Origin of the sequence: Microbacterium meiriae (genome assembly GCF_032364335.1) — a bacterium.
GTDB lineage: Bacteria > Actinomycetota > Actinomycetes > Actinomycetales > Microbacteriaceae > Microbacterium > Microbacterium meiriae.
On sequence record NZ_CP133984.1, the window covers coordinates 2187844 to 2203841 of the forward strand.

At 69.2% G+C, this 15998-nt stretch carries 17 protein-coding genes and 2 tRNA genes; 2 read left to right on the top strand and 17 right to left on the bottom strand.

Annotation, left to right across the window (positions count from 1 at the left end):
• Positions 1 to 12: 12 nt before the first annotated feature.
• From RI211_RS10525 to RI211_RS10565, 9 genes are all read right to left on the bottom strand, one after another.
• Entirely contained in the window at positions 13 to 864 is an 852-nt protein-coding gene (locus tag RI211_RS10525) for an aldehyde dehydrogenase family protein (protein ID WP_259954546.1), read from the bottom strand.
• On the bottom strand, positions 861 to 2303 hold the full coding sequence (locus RI211_RS10530; protein WP_315637593.1) for an aldehyde dehydrogenase family protein: 1443 nt from the start codon (positions 2301 to 2303) through the stop codon (positions 861 to 863). The genes RI211_RS10525 and RI211_RS10530 overlap by 4 nt, the downstream gene beginning before the upstream one ends.
• Before the next feature lie 53 nt (positions 2304 to 2356).
• Positions 2357 to 3358 carry a deoxyribose-phosphate aldolase gene (gene deoC / locus RI211_RS10535; RefSeq protein WP_187661737.1) on the bottom strand — a complete coding sequence of 334 codons (1002 nt, stop codon included), beginning with the start codon at positions 3356 to 3358 and terminating at the stop codon, positions 2357 to 2359.
• A complete protein-coding gene (locus tag RI211_RS10540) occupies positions 3355 to 4290 on the bottom strand; it encodes a sugar-binding transcriptional regulator (protein WP_187661738.1) in 936 nt (311 codons plus the stop codon). The genes deoC and RI211_RS10540 overlap by 4 nt, the downstream gene beginning before the upstream one ends.
• A gap of 153 nt (positions 4291 to 4443) precedes the next feature.
• Positions 4444 to 5085, bottom strand: a complete 642-nt coding sequence (locus RI211_RS10545; RefSeq protein ID WP_025105017.1) for an ATP-dependent Clp protease proteolytic subunit — start codon at positions 5083 to 5085, stop codon at positions 4444 to 4446.
• A gap of 17 nt (positions 5086 to 5102) precedes the next feature.
• Complete coding sequence (locus RI211_RS10550) at positions 5103 to 5690, bottom strand: ATP-dependent Clp protease proteolytic subunit (RefSeq protein ID WP_025105018.1); 588 nt, start codon at positions 5688 to 5690, stop codon at positions 5103 to 5105.
• 81 nt (positions 5691 to 5771) lie between these two features.
• Positions 5772 to 6266: a tetratricopeptide repeat protein gene (locus RI211_RS10555; RefSeq protein WP_315637592.1), complete on the bottom strand. Its 495-nt coding sequence runs from the start codon at positions 6264 to 6266 to the stop codon at positions 5772 to 5774.
• A 72-nt stretch (positions 6267 to 6338) separates the two neighbouring features.
• Positions 6339 to 7817, bottom strand: a complete 1479-nt coding sequence (gene tig / locus RI211_RS10560; protein ID WP_315637591.1) for a trigger factor — start codon at positions 7815 to 7817, stop codon at positions 6339 to 6341.
• Between the two features lie 60 nt (positions 7818 to 7877).
• Positions 7878 to 7951, bottom strand: a tRNA-Pro gene (locus tag RI211_RS10565).
• A gap of 94 nt (positions 7952 to 8045) precedes the next feature.
• Between RI211_RS10565 and RI211_RS10570 the strand changes: the two genes are divergently transcribed.
• Both RI211_RS10570 and RI211_RS10575 read left to right on the top strand, forming a co-directional pair.
• Positions 8046 to 8119: transfer RNA gene (locus RI211_RS10570), tRNA-Gly, on the top strand.
• Positions 8120 to 8190: 71 nt separating this feature from the next.
• On the top strand, positions 8191 to 9420 hold the full coding sequence (locus RI211_RS10575) for a hypothetical protein (protein ID WP_315637590.1): 1230 nt from the start codon (positions 8191 to 8193) through the stop codon (positions 9418 to 9420).
• A 56-nt stretch (positions 9421 to 9476) separates the two neighbouring features.
• On the opposite strand, the gene RI211_RS10580 is transcribed toward RI211_RS10575, so the two are convergent.
• The 8 genes from RI211_RS10580 to rapZ form a co-directional block, all read right to left on the bottom strand.
• The gene (locus RI211_RS10580; protein ID WP_025105022.1) at positions 9477 to 9830 is read right to left on the bottom strand and encodes an RNA polymerase-binding protein RbpA; all 354 of its coding nucleotides are present in this window, start codon (positions 9828 to 9830) and stop codon (positions 9477 to 9479) included.
• Complete coding sequence (secG, locus tag RI211_RS10585; RefSeq protein ID WP_025105023.1) at positions 9830 to 10078, bottom strand: preprotein translocase subunit SecG; 249 nt, start codon at positions 10076 to 10078, stop codon at positions 9830 to 9832. The genes RI211_RS10580 and secG overlap by 1 nt, the downstream gene beginning before the upstream one ends.
• 80 nt (positions 10079 to 10158) lie before the next feature.
• Complete coding sequence (tpiA, locus tag RI211_RS10590; protein WP_315637589.1) at positions 10159 to 10950, bottom strand: triose-phosphate isomerase; 792 nt, start codon at positions 10948 to 10950, stop codon at positions 10159 to 10161.
• Positions 10941 to 12155: a phosphoglycerate kinase gene (locus RI211_RS10595; protein ID WP_315637588.1), complete on the bottom strand. Its 1215-nt coding sequence runs from the start codon at positions 12153 to 12155 to the stop codon at positions 10941 to 10943. Before RI211_RS10595 ends, tpiA begins: the two co-directional genes overlap by 10 nt.
• Positions 12156 to 12165: 10 nt before the next feature.
• Complete coding sequence (gene gap, locus RI211_RS10600; RefSeq protein WP_025105026.1) at positions 12166 to 13176, bottom strand: type I glyceraldehyde-3-phosphate dehydrogenase; 1011 nt, start codon at positions 13174 to 13176, stop codon at positions 12166 to 12168.
• Between the two features lie 115 nt (positions 13177 to 13291).
• A complete protein-coding gene (locus RI211_RS10605; RefSeq protein WP_025105027.1) occupies positions 13292 to 13918 on the bottom strand; it encodes a superoxide dismutase in 627 nt (208 codons plus the stop codon).
• Between the two features lie 163 nt (positions 13919 to 14081).
• Positions 14082 to 15059 (bottom strand): DNA-binding protein WhiA, encoded by a 978-nt coding sequence (gene whiA, locus RI211_RS10610; protein ID WP_187661744.1) that lies wholly within the window; start codon positions 15057 to 15059, stop codon positions 14082 to 14084.
• A 63-nt stretch (positions 15060 to 15122) separates the two neighbouring features.
• Entirely contained in the window at positions 15123 to 15995 is an 873-nt protein-coding gene (rapZ, locus tag RI211_RS10615) for an RNase adapter RapZ (protein ID WP_187661745.1), read from the bottom strand.
• Between the last annotated feature and the right edge of the window lie 3 nt (positions 15996 to 15998).

The window sequence follows — 15998 nt, forward strand, 5'->3', positions numbered from 1 at the left end:
CCTGACTGGAAGTCAGACCATGCTCTTCGTGTGCCAGACCGTCTTGACCTCGGTGAAGGCGGCGATCCGCTCCGGCGACGCGACCACGTCACCGGGGGCGAGCACGCGCTTCAGCGTGTCCGCTGCGGCGATCTGCATGTCGACCCACTCCAGCGCACCGGCGCCGGCGAGGTCGAGGGCGTTCACGTCCTGGTGCGAGGCGAGCCAGGGGGCGATCTCGGCCGGCGAACCGGTGAGCACGTTCACCACGCCGCCGGGGACGTCGCTGGTCGCGAGCACCTCGGCGAGACTGATCGCGGAGAGCGGGTACTGCTCGCTCGCGACCACGACGACGGTGTTCCCGGCGACGAGGGCCGGGGCGACGACAGAGACCAGGCCGAGCAGCGCCGAGTCCTGCGGCGCCACGATCGCGACCACACCGGTGGGCTCTGGCACCGAGATGTTGAAGTACGGACCGGAGACGGGGTTCGCGTTGCCCGCCACCTGGGCGTACTTGTCGCACCACCCGGCGTACCAGACCCAGAGATCGATCGCCTCGTCGACCTGCGCCGTGGCCGCCGAGGACGAGATGCCCTCCTGCGCCACGATCTCGTCGACGAACTGTGCGCGACGTCCCTCGAGCACCTCGGCGACGCGGTAGAGCACCTGGCCGCGGTTGTAGGCCGTCGCCCCCGACCAGCCCTTGACGGCGGCGCGCGCGGCAACGACCGCATCACGGGCGTCCTTGCGGGAGGCCTTGGCGGCGTTGGCGAGGAAGGCGCCCTTGCGGGAGACGACCTCGTACGTGCGTCCGGACTCGCTGCGGGGGAAGGCCCCGCCGATGGCGAGCTTGTAGGTCTTCGGAACGGTCAGTCGCTTGCTCATGCTGCGGCTCCCTTGAGGTAGGCGGTGAGCCCCTGGCGACCGCCCTCGCGGCCGAATCCGGACTCCTTGTAGCCGCCGAACGGGCTCGACGGGTCGAAACGGTTGAACGTGTTGGCCCACACGACGCCCGCACGCAGCCGATCCGCGACTGCGAGGATGCGCGAGCCCTTGTCCGACCAGATGCCCGCCGAGAGGCCGTACGGCGTGTTGTTGGCCTTCGCGATCGCCTCGGCGGGCGTCCGGAAGGTGAGGACCGACAGCACCGGGCCGAAGACCTCGTCGCGGGCGATGCGGTGCGAGGCCTCGACCCCGGTGAAGATCGTCGGGGCGAACCAGAAGCCCTGCTCCGGGATCGCGCAGTCGGCGGTCCAGCGCTCCGCGCCCTCGGCCTCGCCGATGTCGCTCAGCTCGCGGATGCGGGCGAGCTGCGCCGCGGAGTTGATCGCGCCGATGTCCGTGTTCTTGTCGAGCGGGTCGCCGAGACGCAGCGTCGACAGCCGGTTCTTCAGCCGGTCGACGACCTCGTCGTGGACCGACTCCTGCACGAGCAGACGACTCCCGGCGCAGCACACGTGGCCCTGGTTGAAGAAGATGCCGTTGACGATGCCCTCGACCGCCTGGTCGATCGGCGCGTCGTCGAAGACGATGTTCGCGGCCTTGCCGCCCAGCTCCAGGGTCAGCTTCTTGTTCGTCCCCGCGACGGCCCGGGCGATGTCGCGACCGACACCCGTCGAGCCGGTGAACGCGACCTTGTCGACGTCGGGGTGACGGACGAGGGCGGCACCGGTCGGCCCGGCCCCCGTGACGATGTTCACGACACCGGCGGGGAGATCGGCCTGCTGCAGGATCTCGGCGAAGATCAGTGCCGTCAGCGGCGTGGTCTCGGCCGGCTTGAGCACGACCGTGTTCCCGGCCGCCAGCGCGGGCGCCAGCTTCCACGCGAGCATCAGCAGCGGGAAGTTCCAGGGGATGACCTGACCGGCGACGCCCAGAGCACGGGGGTTCGCACCCAGTCCGGCGTAGTCGAGCTTGTCGGCCCAGCCCGCGTAGTAGAAGAACCAGGACGCGACGAGGGGCACGTCCACATCGCGGCTCTCCTTGATGGGCTTGCCGTTGTCGAGGCTCTCGGCGACGGCCAGCTCACGGGCACGCTCCTGCACGAGGCGGGCGATGCGGAACAGGTACTTGCCCCTGTCGCGGCCGCTCATCCGCGACCAGACCTTGTCATAGGCGCGACGTGCCGCGGCGACGGCGCGGTCGATGTCCGCGTCGTCGGCGGAGGCGATCTCGGCGATCTCCTTCTCCGTCGCCGGGGAGATGGTGCGGAAGGGGGTGCCGGAGCCGTCGACGAACTCGCCGTCGATGAACAGCCCGTAGCTGTCCTTGAGGTTCAGCACCGCCGTGGACTCCGGAGCCGGAGCGTATTCCAGGAAGTTCATTTCAATCCCTTGGGTTGCTGCCCTTCGACCGGCTCAGGGACCGGCCGAAGAAGTCAGTCGATCGTGACGTAGTCGGGGCCGGAGTAGTGGCCGGTGGCGAGCTTCTGACGCTGCAGGAGCACGTCGTTGAGCAGGCTCGAGGCGCCGAAGCGGAACAGGTGCGGCTGGAGCCACTCCTCCCCCACGGTCTCGGCGACGGTCACCAGGTACTTGACCGCGTCCTTGGACGAGCGGATGCCGCCCGCGGGCTTCACGCCGATGCGCTCCCCCGTGCCGCGGTACCAGTCGCGCACCGTCTCCAGCATCAGCAGCGTGGTCGGCAGCGTCGCCGCCGGCTGCACCTTGCCCGTCGAGGTCTTGATGAAGTCGCCGCCGGCGAGGATGCCGAGCCAGGAGGCGCGCTTGATGTTGTCGTACGTGTTCAGCTCGCCGGTCTCGAGGATCACCTTGAGCGAGGCGTACGAGCCGTCCTCGCGGCGGCACGCCTCCTTGACCTGGGCGATCTGGTCGAACACCAGCCCGTAGCGGCCGGACAGGAACGCGCCCCGGTCGATGACCATGTCGATCTCGTCCGCACCGGCCGCGACCGCCTCCGCGGTGTCGGCGAGCTTGATCGCGAGGGAGGACCGGCCGCTCGGGAAGGCGGTGGCCACGGCGGCGACCGAGATGAGGCCGTCGTCGGGGTCGCCGTGCAGGCTGCCGAGGGCCTCGACCGCGCCGGCGACCATGTCGCCGTAGACGCAGACCGCGGCGACGCGGGGCGTCGAGGGGTCGGCGGCGTCGGGGTTCTTCGCCTTGGCGACGAGGGACCGTACCTTGCCGGGGGTGTCCGCGCCCTCCAGGGTGGTCAGGTCGATCAGCTTGATGATCGTGTCCAGCGCCCACGCCTTCGACGTCGTCTTGATGGAGCGGGTGCCGAGGCCGGCAGCGCGCTGCTCCAGCCCGACGGCGTCCACACCGGGGAGGCCGTGCAGGAAGCGACGGAGGGTCGCGTCGTCCGGCTCACCGCCGAGGACGTCCACCGCCGTCCTGCGGCTGAGTTCTGTCGTCGTCACTGTTCCTCCAACAATGCTCGTGCTGTGGTCTCATCGGTCACCAGGACCCCGCACAGGCCGCTGGTCACGACCGTGCGCGCGATGTCGTGCTTGGCGGGGCCCGCCGTCACGAAGATGGCCCGCGCGGCACCGCGCAGGCGGTCGAGCGAGACGCCGACCGTGCGGGCGTCCAACTGCGGGTCGACGATGTTGCCCTCGGCGTCGACGTAGCGCCCGAGGACGTCGCCGACGGCGCCGCGGCGCGCGAGCTCCTCCACATCGTCGGCGGTGAGATAGCCGTTCTCGACGTGGGCGGAGGTCGCATCGCAGGGGCCGGCGGTGAACAGGAACGCCTGGGCGTCCGCGGCCTCCTCCAGCACGGCCGCGACGGTGCGGTCCCCTTCGATCGCCTGCTTCGTCTCGACGTGCTCCAGGATCGCGGGGCTCGGCAGCAGGGAGACCTGGCCGGAGGCGCGCTGGGCGATGGTCACCGCGAGTCCCGCGGCCCCGCCCGAGCGCCGGTTCAGGCTGACGCCGCCGTTGAGCTGCACGACCGTGACACCGTTCGCCCAGCCGTCGGGCAGGGCCTCGGCCACGGCGCGGAGCGTCTTGCCCCAGCTCACCCCGAGGGTGCGCGGAACAGGGCGGAGGGCGGTCAGGAAGTCCGCTGCCGCCTGGGCGACGCGTTCCAGAGTGCCCTCGTCGCCTTCGGGCGAGGGGACGACCACGGCATCGGTGAGGCCGAAGCGCTCCACGAGCTCGCGCTCGAGGCCGAGCCGACGGGCGCGCGGGTGGACGATCTCGATGCGGACGATGCCGCGCTGCCGCGCCTGCGTGAGGAGGCGCCCGACCTTCCACCGGGAGATCTTCAGGAGACCACCGATCTCGTCCTGCGTCTTGTCCTCGTCGTAGTACAGCTCGGCGACCCGGACCATGAGCAGATCTTCTTCCACGGTGTCCTCCTTCCTCCTCCAGGGTAGGCCGGATTCAGCGTTCGCGCACCCATCTGCTCATATGCGCATCTGCGCCATCCTCCCGCGCGCATCCGCCGGAAACGCGAAGAGGACGCCCGTCGATCGACGGGCGTCCTCTTCTGCGGGTGCGGACTACGCGCGCTTGCGCGAGGTGAGCACCTGGTCGACGATGCCGTACTCCAGCGCCTCGTTGGCCGAGAGGATCTTGTCGCGATCGATGTCGCGGTTGACCTGCTCGACCGGCTTGCCGGTGTGACGGGCCATGGTCTCCTCCAGCCAGGTGCGCATGCGGAGGATCTCCGCCGCCTGGATCTCGATGTCCGAGGCCTGACCGTGTCCGGCCTCTCCCATCGCCGGCTGGTGCATCAGCACGCGGGCGTTCGGCAGCGCGAGACGCTTGCCGGGGGCACCCGCCGCGAGCAGCACGGAGGCGGCCGAGGCCGCCTGGCCGAGCACGACGGTCTGGATCTGCGGCGCGACGTACTGCATCGTGTCGTAGATCGCCGTCATCGCGGTGAAGGAGCCACCGGGCGAGTTGATGTACATGGTGATGTCGCGCTCGGAATCCTGGCTCTCCAGGACGAGGAGCTGCGCCATGACATCGTCGGCCGATGCGTCGTCGACCTGCACGCCGAGGAAGATCACGCGGTCTTCGAACAGCTTGTTGTACGGGTCCTGGCGCTTGAAGCCGTAGGCGGTGCGCTCTTCGAACTGCGGCAGCACATAACGGCTGGAGGGCAGGTTTCCGGCGGACTGGAACGTGGGTGTGTACATGGTGTCCTCTCGAATCCTTACTCGACGCCCGTGCCGCCGCCGCCGGTGACGTCGCTGGCGTGCTCGCGGATGTGGTCGACGAAGCCGTACTCGAGGGCCTCCTCCGCCGTGAACCAGCGGTCGCGGTCACCGTCGGCGTTGATCTGCTCGACGGGCTTGCCGGTCTGCGACGCGGTGATCTCGGCGAGGCGCTTCTTCATCGACAGGATGAGCTGCGCCTGGGTCTGGATGTCGCTCGCGGTGCCGCCGAAGCCGCCGTGCGGCTGGTGCAGCAGCACGCGGGCGTTCGGCGTGATGTAGCGCTTGCCCTTGGTGCCGCTCGTCAGCAGCAGCTGGCCCATGGACGCGGCCATGCCGATGCCGACCGTGACGATGTCGTTCGGCACGAACTGCATCGTGTCGTAGATCGCCATGCCCGCGGTGATCGAGCCGCCGGGCGAGTTGATGTAGAGGTAGATGTCCTTCTCGGAGTCTTCGGCGGCGAGAAGGAGGATCTTCGCGCAGATCTCGTTGGCGTTGTCGTCTCGCACCTCCGAGCCGAGCCAGATGATGCGGTCCTTCAGCAACCTGTCGAAGACGCTTGTCGCGACGAGGGGTTCAGCCATGTCAGCTCCTGCTTCCGTGTTTCAGTGATTCGAATCTACCGGCGCGCGCACAGCCCCTAGGTCGTGTTCGCCGTCGGCATATCAGGTGTCGCTGCCGGCGATCTCCTGCGCATACGCCGTCATGGATCGGTGGTAGCGCGGCAGGTGCGGGACGAGCGCGAGGATGGCCACCGACAGGCCCTGCGCGGGCCGGCCGGCACTGGCGAGGATGAGGGCGTGCACCACCGCGACCGCGTCGCGATACGGTCCTCCCGCCGCGATCTCCTCCTCGGCGCGGATGACGCGCAGCGCCTCGTCGTAGTCGCCGAGGTTGCGCAGCGAGCTCGCGAGCTGGATCACGCACTGCGGGCGATGCTCCTCGTCGAGGCCGAGCGCCAGCGCGCGACGGTAGAGCTCCACGGCCTCTGCCGGGCGTCCGGCGGAATCGCGGGCACCGGCGCGCTCGAACTCGGCCCGGGCGTCGTCCGCGCCCCGTTCCGCGGCAAGGGCGTCGATGCGCGCGATCGTCTCGTCGCCGACCTCTTCTCCCGAGGCGTCCGCCCACACCTGATCGATGCGGTCGTCCCAGCTCGTCATCCTGTCGTCCTTCCCTCGATGAGAAAGAGGGCGGATGCCGCAGCACCCGCCCTCTTCACTCGACCGTGCCGATCACTCGGCGGTGTCGGCGTCCTTCTTGGCCGGAGCCTTCTTCGCAGCCGGCTTCTTGGCGGCGGGCTTCTTCGCCGCGGCGGGCTTCTGGTCCGCGTCGGCGTCCTTCTTGGCGGCCGCCTTCTTGGCCGGAGCCTTCTTCTTCGCGGCGGGCTTCTCCTCGGCCTCGGCGGCCTTCTCGCCCTCGGCCTCGGCCTCGTCGTCGGTCACGACGAAGTCGGAGAGGTCGACGGCCTTGCCGTTGGTGTCCACGACCTTGACCTTGCCCAGGGCGATCGCGAGTGCCTTGTTACGGGCGACCTCGCCGACCAGGGCCGGGAGCTGGTTCGAGGACTGCAGCGCCTCGACGAACTCCTGCGGCGCCATGCCGTACTGCGCGGCGGACTGGATGAGGTACTGCGAGAGCTCCTCCTGCGAGACCTGCACGTCGGCCTGCTCGGCGATCGTGTCGAGCAGCACCTGCGTGCGGAACTGCTTCTCGCTGGCCTCGGTCACCTCGGCGCGGTGCACGTCGTCCTCGAGACGACCCTCGCCCTCGAGGTGGTTGTGCACCTCGTCCTCGATGAGCTGCGGCGGGACCGGGATCTCGATCTGCGCGAGCAGCGTCTCGACGAGCTTGTCGCGGGCGGCGGAGCCCTGCGTGAAGACGCCCTGCTGCTCGACGCGCTCGCGCAGGCTGTCGCGCAGCTCCGCGATGGTGTCGAACTCGCTCGCGATCTGCGCGAACTCGTCGTCGGCCTCGGGAAGCTCGCGCTCCTTGACAGCCTTGACGGTGACGGAGACCTCCGCCTCCTTGCCGGCGTGGTCGCCGCCGACGAGGGCGGAGCGGAAGGTGGTGTCCTCACCGGCGGTGAGCGACTCGATCGCGTCGTCGATGCCCTCGAGGAGCTCGCCGGAGCCGATCTCGTAGGAGACGCCCTCGGCGCGGTCGATCTCGGCGCCGTCGATGGTGGCGACGAGGTCCAGCTCGACGAAATCGCCCTTGGCCGCAGGACGGTCGACGGGGATGAGCGTGCCGAAGCGGGCGCGCATGTTCTCCAGCTCGGCGTCGAGGGCGGCCTCGTCGGCCTCCACGGCGTCGACCTCGAGGGTGATGCCCGCGTAGTCGGGGAGCTCGATCTCCGGGCGCACGTCGACCTCGACGTCGACGAGCAGGTCGCCGGAGAAGTCCTTCTCGTTCGGCCACTGCGTGATCTCGGCCGACGGACGGCCGACGATGCGGAGCTTGTGCTCGGCGGTCGCCTCGCGGAAGAACTTGTCCAGGCCCTCGTTGACGGCGTGCTCGATGACGGCGCCGCGGCCGATGCGCTGGTCGATGATCGGAGCCGGCACCTTGCCCTTGCGGAAGCCGGGGATCTGGACGTCCTGCGCGATGTGCTCGTAGGCGTGCGCGATGCTCGGCTTGAGGTCGTCCGGGGTGACCGTGATGGTGAGCTTGACCCGGGTCGGGGTCAGCTTCTCGACGGTGCTGTTCGCCATGCTGGTGTGTTCTCCTTGTGGTTTCCGCGCAGAACGCGGCTGGAAGGTCGTGGGGTCGAGTCGGGGCGACAGGAGTTGAACCTGCGACCTCCCGCTCCCAAAGCGGGCGCTCTACCAAGCTGAGCTACGCCCCGGGGAATCCGCACGCAGATTCAGCCCCATCGAGTCTAACGGACAGGAGCACGCCCGACCGTCCGCTATGATCGATGGAGTCCGGACTCCGGTTCCGGGGGTGTAGCTCAATGGTAGAGTCTCAGTCTTCCAAACTGATTGCGCGGGTTCGATTCCCGTCACCCCCTCCACGTCGTCACCTCGGTCGAATACGCTGACAGGATCAGCTCCCGACCGGAAGGCCTGCCGAGATGAGCGCCTCGTGACCGCCCCTCCGCCGTCGGTTGCCGCGACCGCCACGGGGCCGGCTCCGGGTGGGCATCGTCTCCCGCCCGTCCTCTCCTCCGCGTCCGGCGTCTCCCGGCCGCCGCGCGACCGGCGAAGGCTGAAGGGCATCCTCGCCGGCGCCATCGGCACGGTCGTGGTGTTGACCGGTCTCGGCATCACGCAACTCGTGGCGAACCAGGGATACGACGAGGCCGCCAGCGGGGTCGAGGACGCCACCCGATCGGTGACCGCCCAGCAGACGGAACTCCGACAGCGGACCGCCGATCTGATCGCGGCGACGGACGCCGGGCATGTCATCATCGACACCGGCGCGCCCGCCCTCGCCGTTCCCGAGGACCTCTGGGCGGCCCTGGACTCCGCCGTGGCGGAGGGCGAGACCACGGGCGGCGAGGCCGAGGACGTCCTCGCGACGCGGCTCCCGGCCGACGAGACGAAACCCGGCTGGTTCTGGGACCTCTTCGCCGCGACGAGCCGTCTCGCCGAGGACCAGAGCATCCTGCGCGACGTCGCCGAGTCGATGGACAGCGCCTCCACGTCCGCCGCCGCGAGCGTGGACGCGGTCCGGACGAACGGCGTGGCCGTGCTCACCACCGCGGCCGAGGCCGCCGGCGCCTTCGAGAGCGCGCATCCGTCGACCCGCAACGCCGCCGTGATCGCCCTGCGCGGAGCCGCCGCGGATGCTCTCGCCGTCACCGAGGTCGACGACGCGGCTGCGGCCGCCTACGTCGCCCTGCAGAAGGCGGCCACCGATGTCGTCGCGGCCGAGGACGCGGAGCTCGCGGAGAAGGCGGGCCCACTGCGGAACGCCCGGCTCGAGATCGAGACCTTCGCCCGCTCGCTCGCGCCCGGCGTCCTGTTGGAGTTCGACTGGGCACCCGTCGTCAACGGCGCCGGGTACAACGGCAGCATGGGCGGCTACACCACCTGGTGGTGGGACGAGCCGGGACGCGCGGTCATCGAGCTGTCGAACTCGGTCGCGGAGCAGTGGCCCGCAGAGCGCAGCAGAGCGCTCGTCGCCCACGAGGTGGGTCATGCCATCAGCGTGAAGTGTCAGGACATGTACGACTCGTCCACGCAGGACAGCATCGAGAAGTGGGCGACGGCCTGGGCCATCAGCATGGGCTTCGCGGACGACGCCAACGGCGTGTGGGCCTACGGGTATCCCCCGCAGAACTACATCGACGCCGCGGCCGGCTGCCGCTGAGACGGAAGAAGCCGCCGTGATCACCACGGCGGCTTCTCCTCTCGCTCAGTCGGCGGTCACTGACCCCGACGCTCGCGCAGCTGAGTGAGGGCATCCTCCAGGAGCTGGACGGCCTCCTCGTCCGTGCGACGCTCCTTCACGTATGCCAGGTGCGTCTTGTACGGCTCGGCCTTCGCGACGGCGGGAGGGTTCTCCTTGTCGCGCCCGGCCGGGAGACCCGACTGCGGGTGGTCGATGATCTCCGGGATCTCCTCCTCGGGGAGGCCGGCGGCGAAGTAGCGCACCGTCTCGTTGCCGAGGCCGTCCCAGTACGACACCGCGATGCGGTCGGCGTGATAGCCGTGGTCCTGCTCCCCCATGGGACCGGAACCGACACGGGTACCGCGGATCGCGTTTCCACCGGTAGCCATCAGATCACCTCGAACTTCGTGATGAGGCCGAGCGCCACGATGGCGATGAACCACGTGAGCGCCAGGACGACGGTGAAGCGGTTCAGGTTCCGCTCCGCGAGACCGGAGGAGCCGACCGCAGTGGTCATGCCGCCGCCGAACATGTCGGACAGGCCGCCACCGCGACCCTTGTGCAAGAGGATGAGAAGAGTCAGCAGGACGCTGGTGATGCCCAGCACGACCTGCAGGACGAACTCGAGAATTGCCACGGAAAGAGCCTTTCGCTGGGGCCGGAGCGCCCCCGTAACGGTCAAGTATACGGTGCAGCGGGGCCGGGGCCCCGCCGCACTCACACGCCGACGTGCTTCTCGAAACGGATGATCGCCGCGAACTCGTCGACGACGAGGCTCGCGCCGCCGACCAGAGCGCCGTCCACGTCGGGCTCGCGCATGAAGCTGGCGATGTTCGCTGCCTTGACGGAGCCGCCGTAGAGGATGCGGGTGCGCGCAGCCGCCTCGTCGCCGAGGACCTTCGCGATCACGCCGCGGAGTGCGGCGCACACGTCCTGCGCCTGCTGCGGCGTGGCCGCCTGACCCGACCCGATGGCCCAGACCGGCTCATACGCGACGACGATGTCGGCCGAGGGCGAGACGCCCTGCAGCGCGGCCTCGAGCTGTCCGGCCGGAACCGCGCTGGCGCCGAACTTCTCCAGGTCCGCCGCCGTCTCACCGACGCAGATCACCGGGGAGAGGCCGTGCTTGAGAGCAGCCTTCACCTTGCCGGCCACGATCTCGTCGGACTCGGCGTGGTACTCGCGACGCTCGGAGTGCCCGATGATGACGTACTTCGCGTCGAGCTTCGCCAGGAACGCGCCGGAGATCTCGCCGGTGTACGCCCCGGAGTCGTGCGCCGAGACGTCCTGCGCACCGAACGCGAACGGGATCTTGTCCGCGTCGATCAGCGTCTGCACGCTGCGGATGTCGGTGAAGGGCGGGAAGACCGCCACCTCCACGGATCCGTCCTCGTGCTTGGCCTCCTTCAGCGTCCAGTGCAGCTTCTGCACGAACGCCACCGCCTGCAGGTGATCCAGGTTCATCTTCCAGTTGCCCGCGATCAGCGGGGTACGGGAGCTCACGCCCATCCGAGGACCTCCAGCCCAGGTAGTTTCTTGCCCTCGAGGAATTCGAGGCTCGCGCCGCCGCCGGTCGAGATGTGCCCGAACTGGTCGTCGGTGAATCCGAGCTGACGGACGGCTGCGGCGGAGTCGCCGCCACCGACGACGCTGAGGCCGTCGACCTCGGTCAGCGCCTGCGCGACCGCCTTGGTGCCCGCGGCGAAGGCCGGGAACTCGAACACGCCCATCGGGCCGTTCCAGAACACGGTCTTCGATCCGCGGATGACCTCGGCGAAGCGCGCCGCGGTCTCCGGACCGATGTCGAGGCCGATGCCCGACGAGCCGAACGCGGTCTCCTCGATCGCGTCTGCGGGAGCCACCTCGTGGTCCGCGTCCGCGCCGAACGAGGCGGCCACGACCACGTCGGTGGGGAGCACGAGCTCGACGCCGCGCTCCGCGGCCTCGGCGATGTATCCGCGCACGGTGTCGAGCTGGTCCTCTTCGAGGAGGCTCGACGCGACGGCATGCCCCTGTGCCTTCAGGAAGGTGAAGAGCATGCCGCCGCCGACCAGGATGCGGTCGACCCGCGGCAGCAGGTGCGAGATGACTCCGAGCTTGTCGCTCACCTTGGACCCGCCGAGCACGACCGCGTACGGACGCTCCGGGTTCTCCGTCAGGCGGTCGAGCACATCGAGCTCGGTCGCGATCAGGAGGCCGGCCGCCGAGGGCAGCAGCTTCGCGAGGTCGTAGACGCTCGCCTGCTTGCGGTGCACGACGCCGAAGCCGTCGGACACGAGCACGTCGCCCAGCTCCGCGAGCTGGGCCGCGAAGGCACCACGCTCTGCCTCGTCCTTCGAGGTCTCCCCCGGGTTGAACCGGAGGTTCTCGATCACGACGACCTGGCCGTTCTCGAGGGACGCCACGGCGTCCTTCGCGGCTTCGCCGACCGTGTCGCCCGCGAAGGCGACCGGTGCGCCGAGCAGCTCGGACAGTCGCTGCGCGACCGGCTCCAGGCTGAACTGCGGATCGGGTGCGCCGTCGGGGCGTCCCAGGTGCGAGCAGACGACGACGCGGGCGCCCGCGTCGATGAGGGTCTTCAGGGTCGGCAGCGAGGCGCGGACACGGCCAGCGTCCGTGATGATCCCGTCCCGCAGGGGGACGTTCAGATCACAACGGACGATGACGCGCTTGCCCTCGAGCGAACCCAGTGAGTCCAGGGTGCGCAGAGTCATGTGTCGGAGCTCAGATGCGCTCGGCGACGTACTCGGTCAGGTCGACGAGACGGTTGGAGTAGCCCCACTCGTTGTCGTACCAGCTCGACACCTTGATCAGGTTGCCGCTGACGTTGGTGAGCGTGGAGTCGAAGATCGACGAGTGCGGGTTGTGCACGATGTCGCTCGACACGATCGGGTCCTCGTTGTACTGCAGGTACCCGGCCAGACGACCCTCGGCCGCAGCCTTCTTGTAGGCCTCGTTGACCTCGTCCACCGTCAGGTTCTCGCGGTCCGTGATGAGCGTCAGGTCGACGATCGAGCCCGTGGGAACCGGCACGCGGTAGGACGAGCCGCTGAGCTTGCCGTTCAGCTCGGGCAGCACGAGGCCGATGGCCTTCGCAGCCCCCGTCGAGGCCGGCGTGATGTTGATCGCGGCGGCGCGGGCACGACGGAGGTCCTTGTGCGGGCCGTCCTGCAGGTTCTGGTCCGCGGTGTACGCGTGCGCCGTCATCATGAAGCCGCGGTCGATGCCGAAGGCGTCGTTGAACACCTTGGCCAGCGGCGCGAGGCAGTTCGTGGTGCAGGAGGCGTTGGAGATGATGTGGTCCGTCTCCGGGTTGTAGGTCTCCTCGTTCACACCCATGACGATGGTGCGGTCGTCACCGGTGGCCGGAGCCGAGATGAGGACCTTCTTCGCACCGGCGTCGATGTGCTTGCGCGCGGCGTCGGCGTTGGTGAAGAAGCCGGTGGACTCGATGACGATGTCCACGCCCAGCTCGCCCCACGGGAGGTTGGCGGGGTCGCGCTCTGCGAAAGCCTTGATCTCCTTGCCGTCGACGGTGATGCTGTCGTCGTCGTACGTGATCTCGGCGTCGAGGACGCCACTGACCGAGTCGTACTTCAGCAGGTGCGCCAGGGTCTTGTTGTCGGTGAGGTCGTTGACCGCGACGATCTCAAGGTCTGCTCCCTGCGCGAGAGCTGCGCGGAAGTAGTTGCGTCCGATGCGGCCGAAGCCGTTGATACCGATCTTGACAGACACTCAGGTCTCCCTGTTTCTCATGCGCCGAGCGCCGCCGTCGAGCGTGCGCCATGCGCGGGTTTTTTGGCTGAGATGGCGCCCCGACGAGCCGTGGGCCCGCCGGGACGCGACCCGATTACGACAGTACCAGCAGGCCGTTCGTCTGCTGACGGGCGACCTCGAGACGCTGGGCGACGTTCTCCCAGTTGGCGATGTTCCACGCGGCCTTGACGTAGTCGGCCTTCACGTTGAGGTAGTCGAGGTAGAAGGCGTGCTCCCACATGTCCAGCTGGAACAGCGGGATGGTGCCCTGCGCGGTGTTCGACTGCTGGTCGAACAGCTGCTGGATGATCAGGCGCGAGCCGATCGAGTCCCAGCTCAGCACGGCCCAGCCGGAACCCTGGATACCGGTGGCGGCGGCGGTGAAGTGCGCCTGGAACTTCTCGAAGGAGCCGAAGTACTCGTCGATGGCTGCCTTGAGCTCGCCCTCGGGCTGGCCGCCGCCGTTCGGCGAGAGGTTGGTCCAGAAGATCGAGTGGTTGACGTGCCCGCCGAGGTTGAAGGCGAGGTCCTTCTCGAGCTTGTTCACGTTCGCGAGGTTGCCGCTCTCACGGGCCTCGGCGAGCTGCTCCAGGGCCGTGTTGGCGCCCGCGACGTAGGTCGCGTGGTGCTTGTCGTGATGCAGCTCCATGATCTTGCCGCTGATGTGCGGCTCGAGAGCGGCGAAGTCGTAGGGAAGGTCGGGGAGCGTGTAGGTTGCCATATCGCATTCATCCAATCCGCGCCGCGCCGCGGCGCTTGCCGATGCTCCGCGTCGCCGATGTGCGACGGAGAGCGGACGACTTTCATCCTACTGACGACAACGCACCGGGTGTCCGGATCCTTCCGGGGGTTGACACGCCGTCCGGGAGACGGTGGCAGCCGGGTCAGACGTCGAGCCCCGCGGGGACGGCGGCCTCGGTCCCCGGGATGCCCTCCTGCTGCGCGCGCTTGTCGGCCATCGCCAGCAGGCGGCGGATGCGGCCGGCCACGGCGTCCTTCGTGAGCGGAGGGTCGGCGTGGTGGCCGAGCTCGTCGAGGCTGGCGTCGCGGTGCGCGAGGCGGAGCTCGCCGGCCACACGGAGGTGATCGGGCACCTCGTCGGCCAGGATCTCGAGGGCGCGCTCGACCCGGGCGCATGCCGCCACGGCGGCCTGCGCGGAACGGCGGAGGTTCGCGTCATCGAAGTTGACGAGACGGTTCACACCGGCGCGCACCTCACGGCGCTGCCGCAGCTCCTCCCACGCGAGAGCGGTGCGCTGGGCACCCATCTCGCTGAGGATGGTGCGGATGGCCTCCCCCTCGCGCACGACGACGCGAGGAAGCCCGCGGACCTCACGCGCCTTCGCGGCGACACCGAGGCGGTGAGCCGCGCCCACGAGTGCCATGGCCGCCTCGGACGACGGGCAGGCGACCTCGAGCATGGCGGAGCGGCCCGGCTCGCTGAGCGAGCCGGCGGCGAGGAAGGCACCGCGCCAGAGTCCGGCGACCTCGGCTCGGGAACCCGTGGTGAGGCGGTTCGGGAGCCCGCGGACCGGGCGGCGTCGCTGGTCGAGAAGCCCCGTCTGGCGGGCCAGCGTCTCCCCCTGCGCGATGACGCGGACGGCCCACCGGGCGCCGTCGTTGGCGGTGCTCGACTGCACCTGGGCGATCTCCGGACGGACGCCATAGATCTCGGCGAGGTCTCGGGCCACACGACGGGCGAGGGTCTCGGCATCCACCTCCGCCTCCACCGCCACCCGGCCGGCGATGGAGTGCAGGCCACCGGCGAACCGGAGGATGGCCGTCACCTCAGCGACGCGCACCGTGGGGGGTGCATTGCGGATGCTGACGAGCTCAGCCTTGACGTCGGTGGTTAGTGCCACGAGACTCCTTCACGTTCACGCGCCGGGTCGCGACGCAAACCTCCAGCTTACTCGGTCGGGGGCCTATTCCCTGCCGAGGTCACGGTGGCGGACGTTGACCGCGACGCCCGGGATTCCCGCCAGTCGACGGGCGAGCTCCTCGGACATGGCGACCGAACGGTGCTTGCCGCCCGTGCACCCAATGGCGATCGTGGAGTGGCTCTTGTTCTCGCGCTGATACCCCTCGAGGACCGGCACGAGGGCCTTCGCGTAGGCGTCGAGGAACTCCTCCGCGCCGTCGCGGGAGAGCACGTACTCCCGCACCGTCTCATCCTGTCCGGTGAGACCGCGCAGGTCCTCGTTCCAGTACGGATTCGGCAGGAAGCGCATGTCCGCCACGACGTCCACATCGGTGGGAAGCCCGTATTTGAACCCGAAGCTGAGAAGCGTGACGCGGTGCCGGGCCTCGCCCTCCTCGGAGAAGATGTCGGACACCTTCGTCGCCAACTGATGGATGTTCAACGCCGTCGTGTCGATCACGAGGTCTGCGGCCTCGCGGATCGGCGCCAGCCGGGTGCGCTCGATGCGGATGCCGTCGAGAAGCGTCCCGTCGCCCTGCAGGGGGTGCGGACGACGCACCGCCTCGAAGCGTCGGACGAGCACGTCGTCGGAGGCGTCGAGGAAGAGCACGCGGATCGATCCACGGGTGCGCAGCACTCGCGCCACGCCGGGGAAGTCGTCGAAGAGGTTGCGACCGCGGACATCGACGACCGCGGCGACCTTCGGCAGTGAATCCCCGCCCATGCCGGTGAGGTCGAGCAGCGGCCGGAGGATCTGCGGCGGCAGGTTGTCCACGACGTACCAGCCGAGATCCTCCAGCGCGTTCGCGACCGTGGTGCGACCGGCGCCGGACATCCCGGTGACGATGAGGAACTCGCCCTTCTCCCCGTCAGACATCAC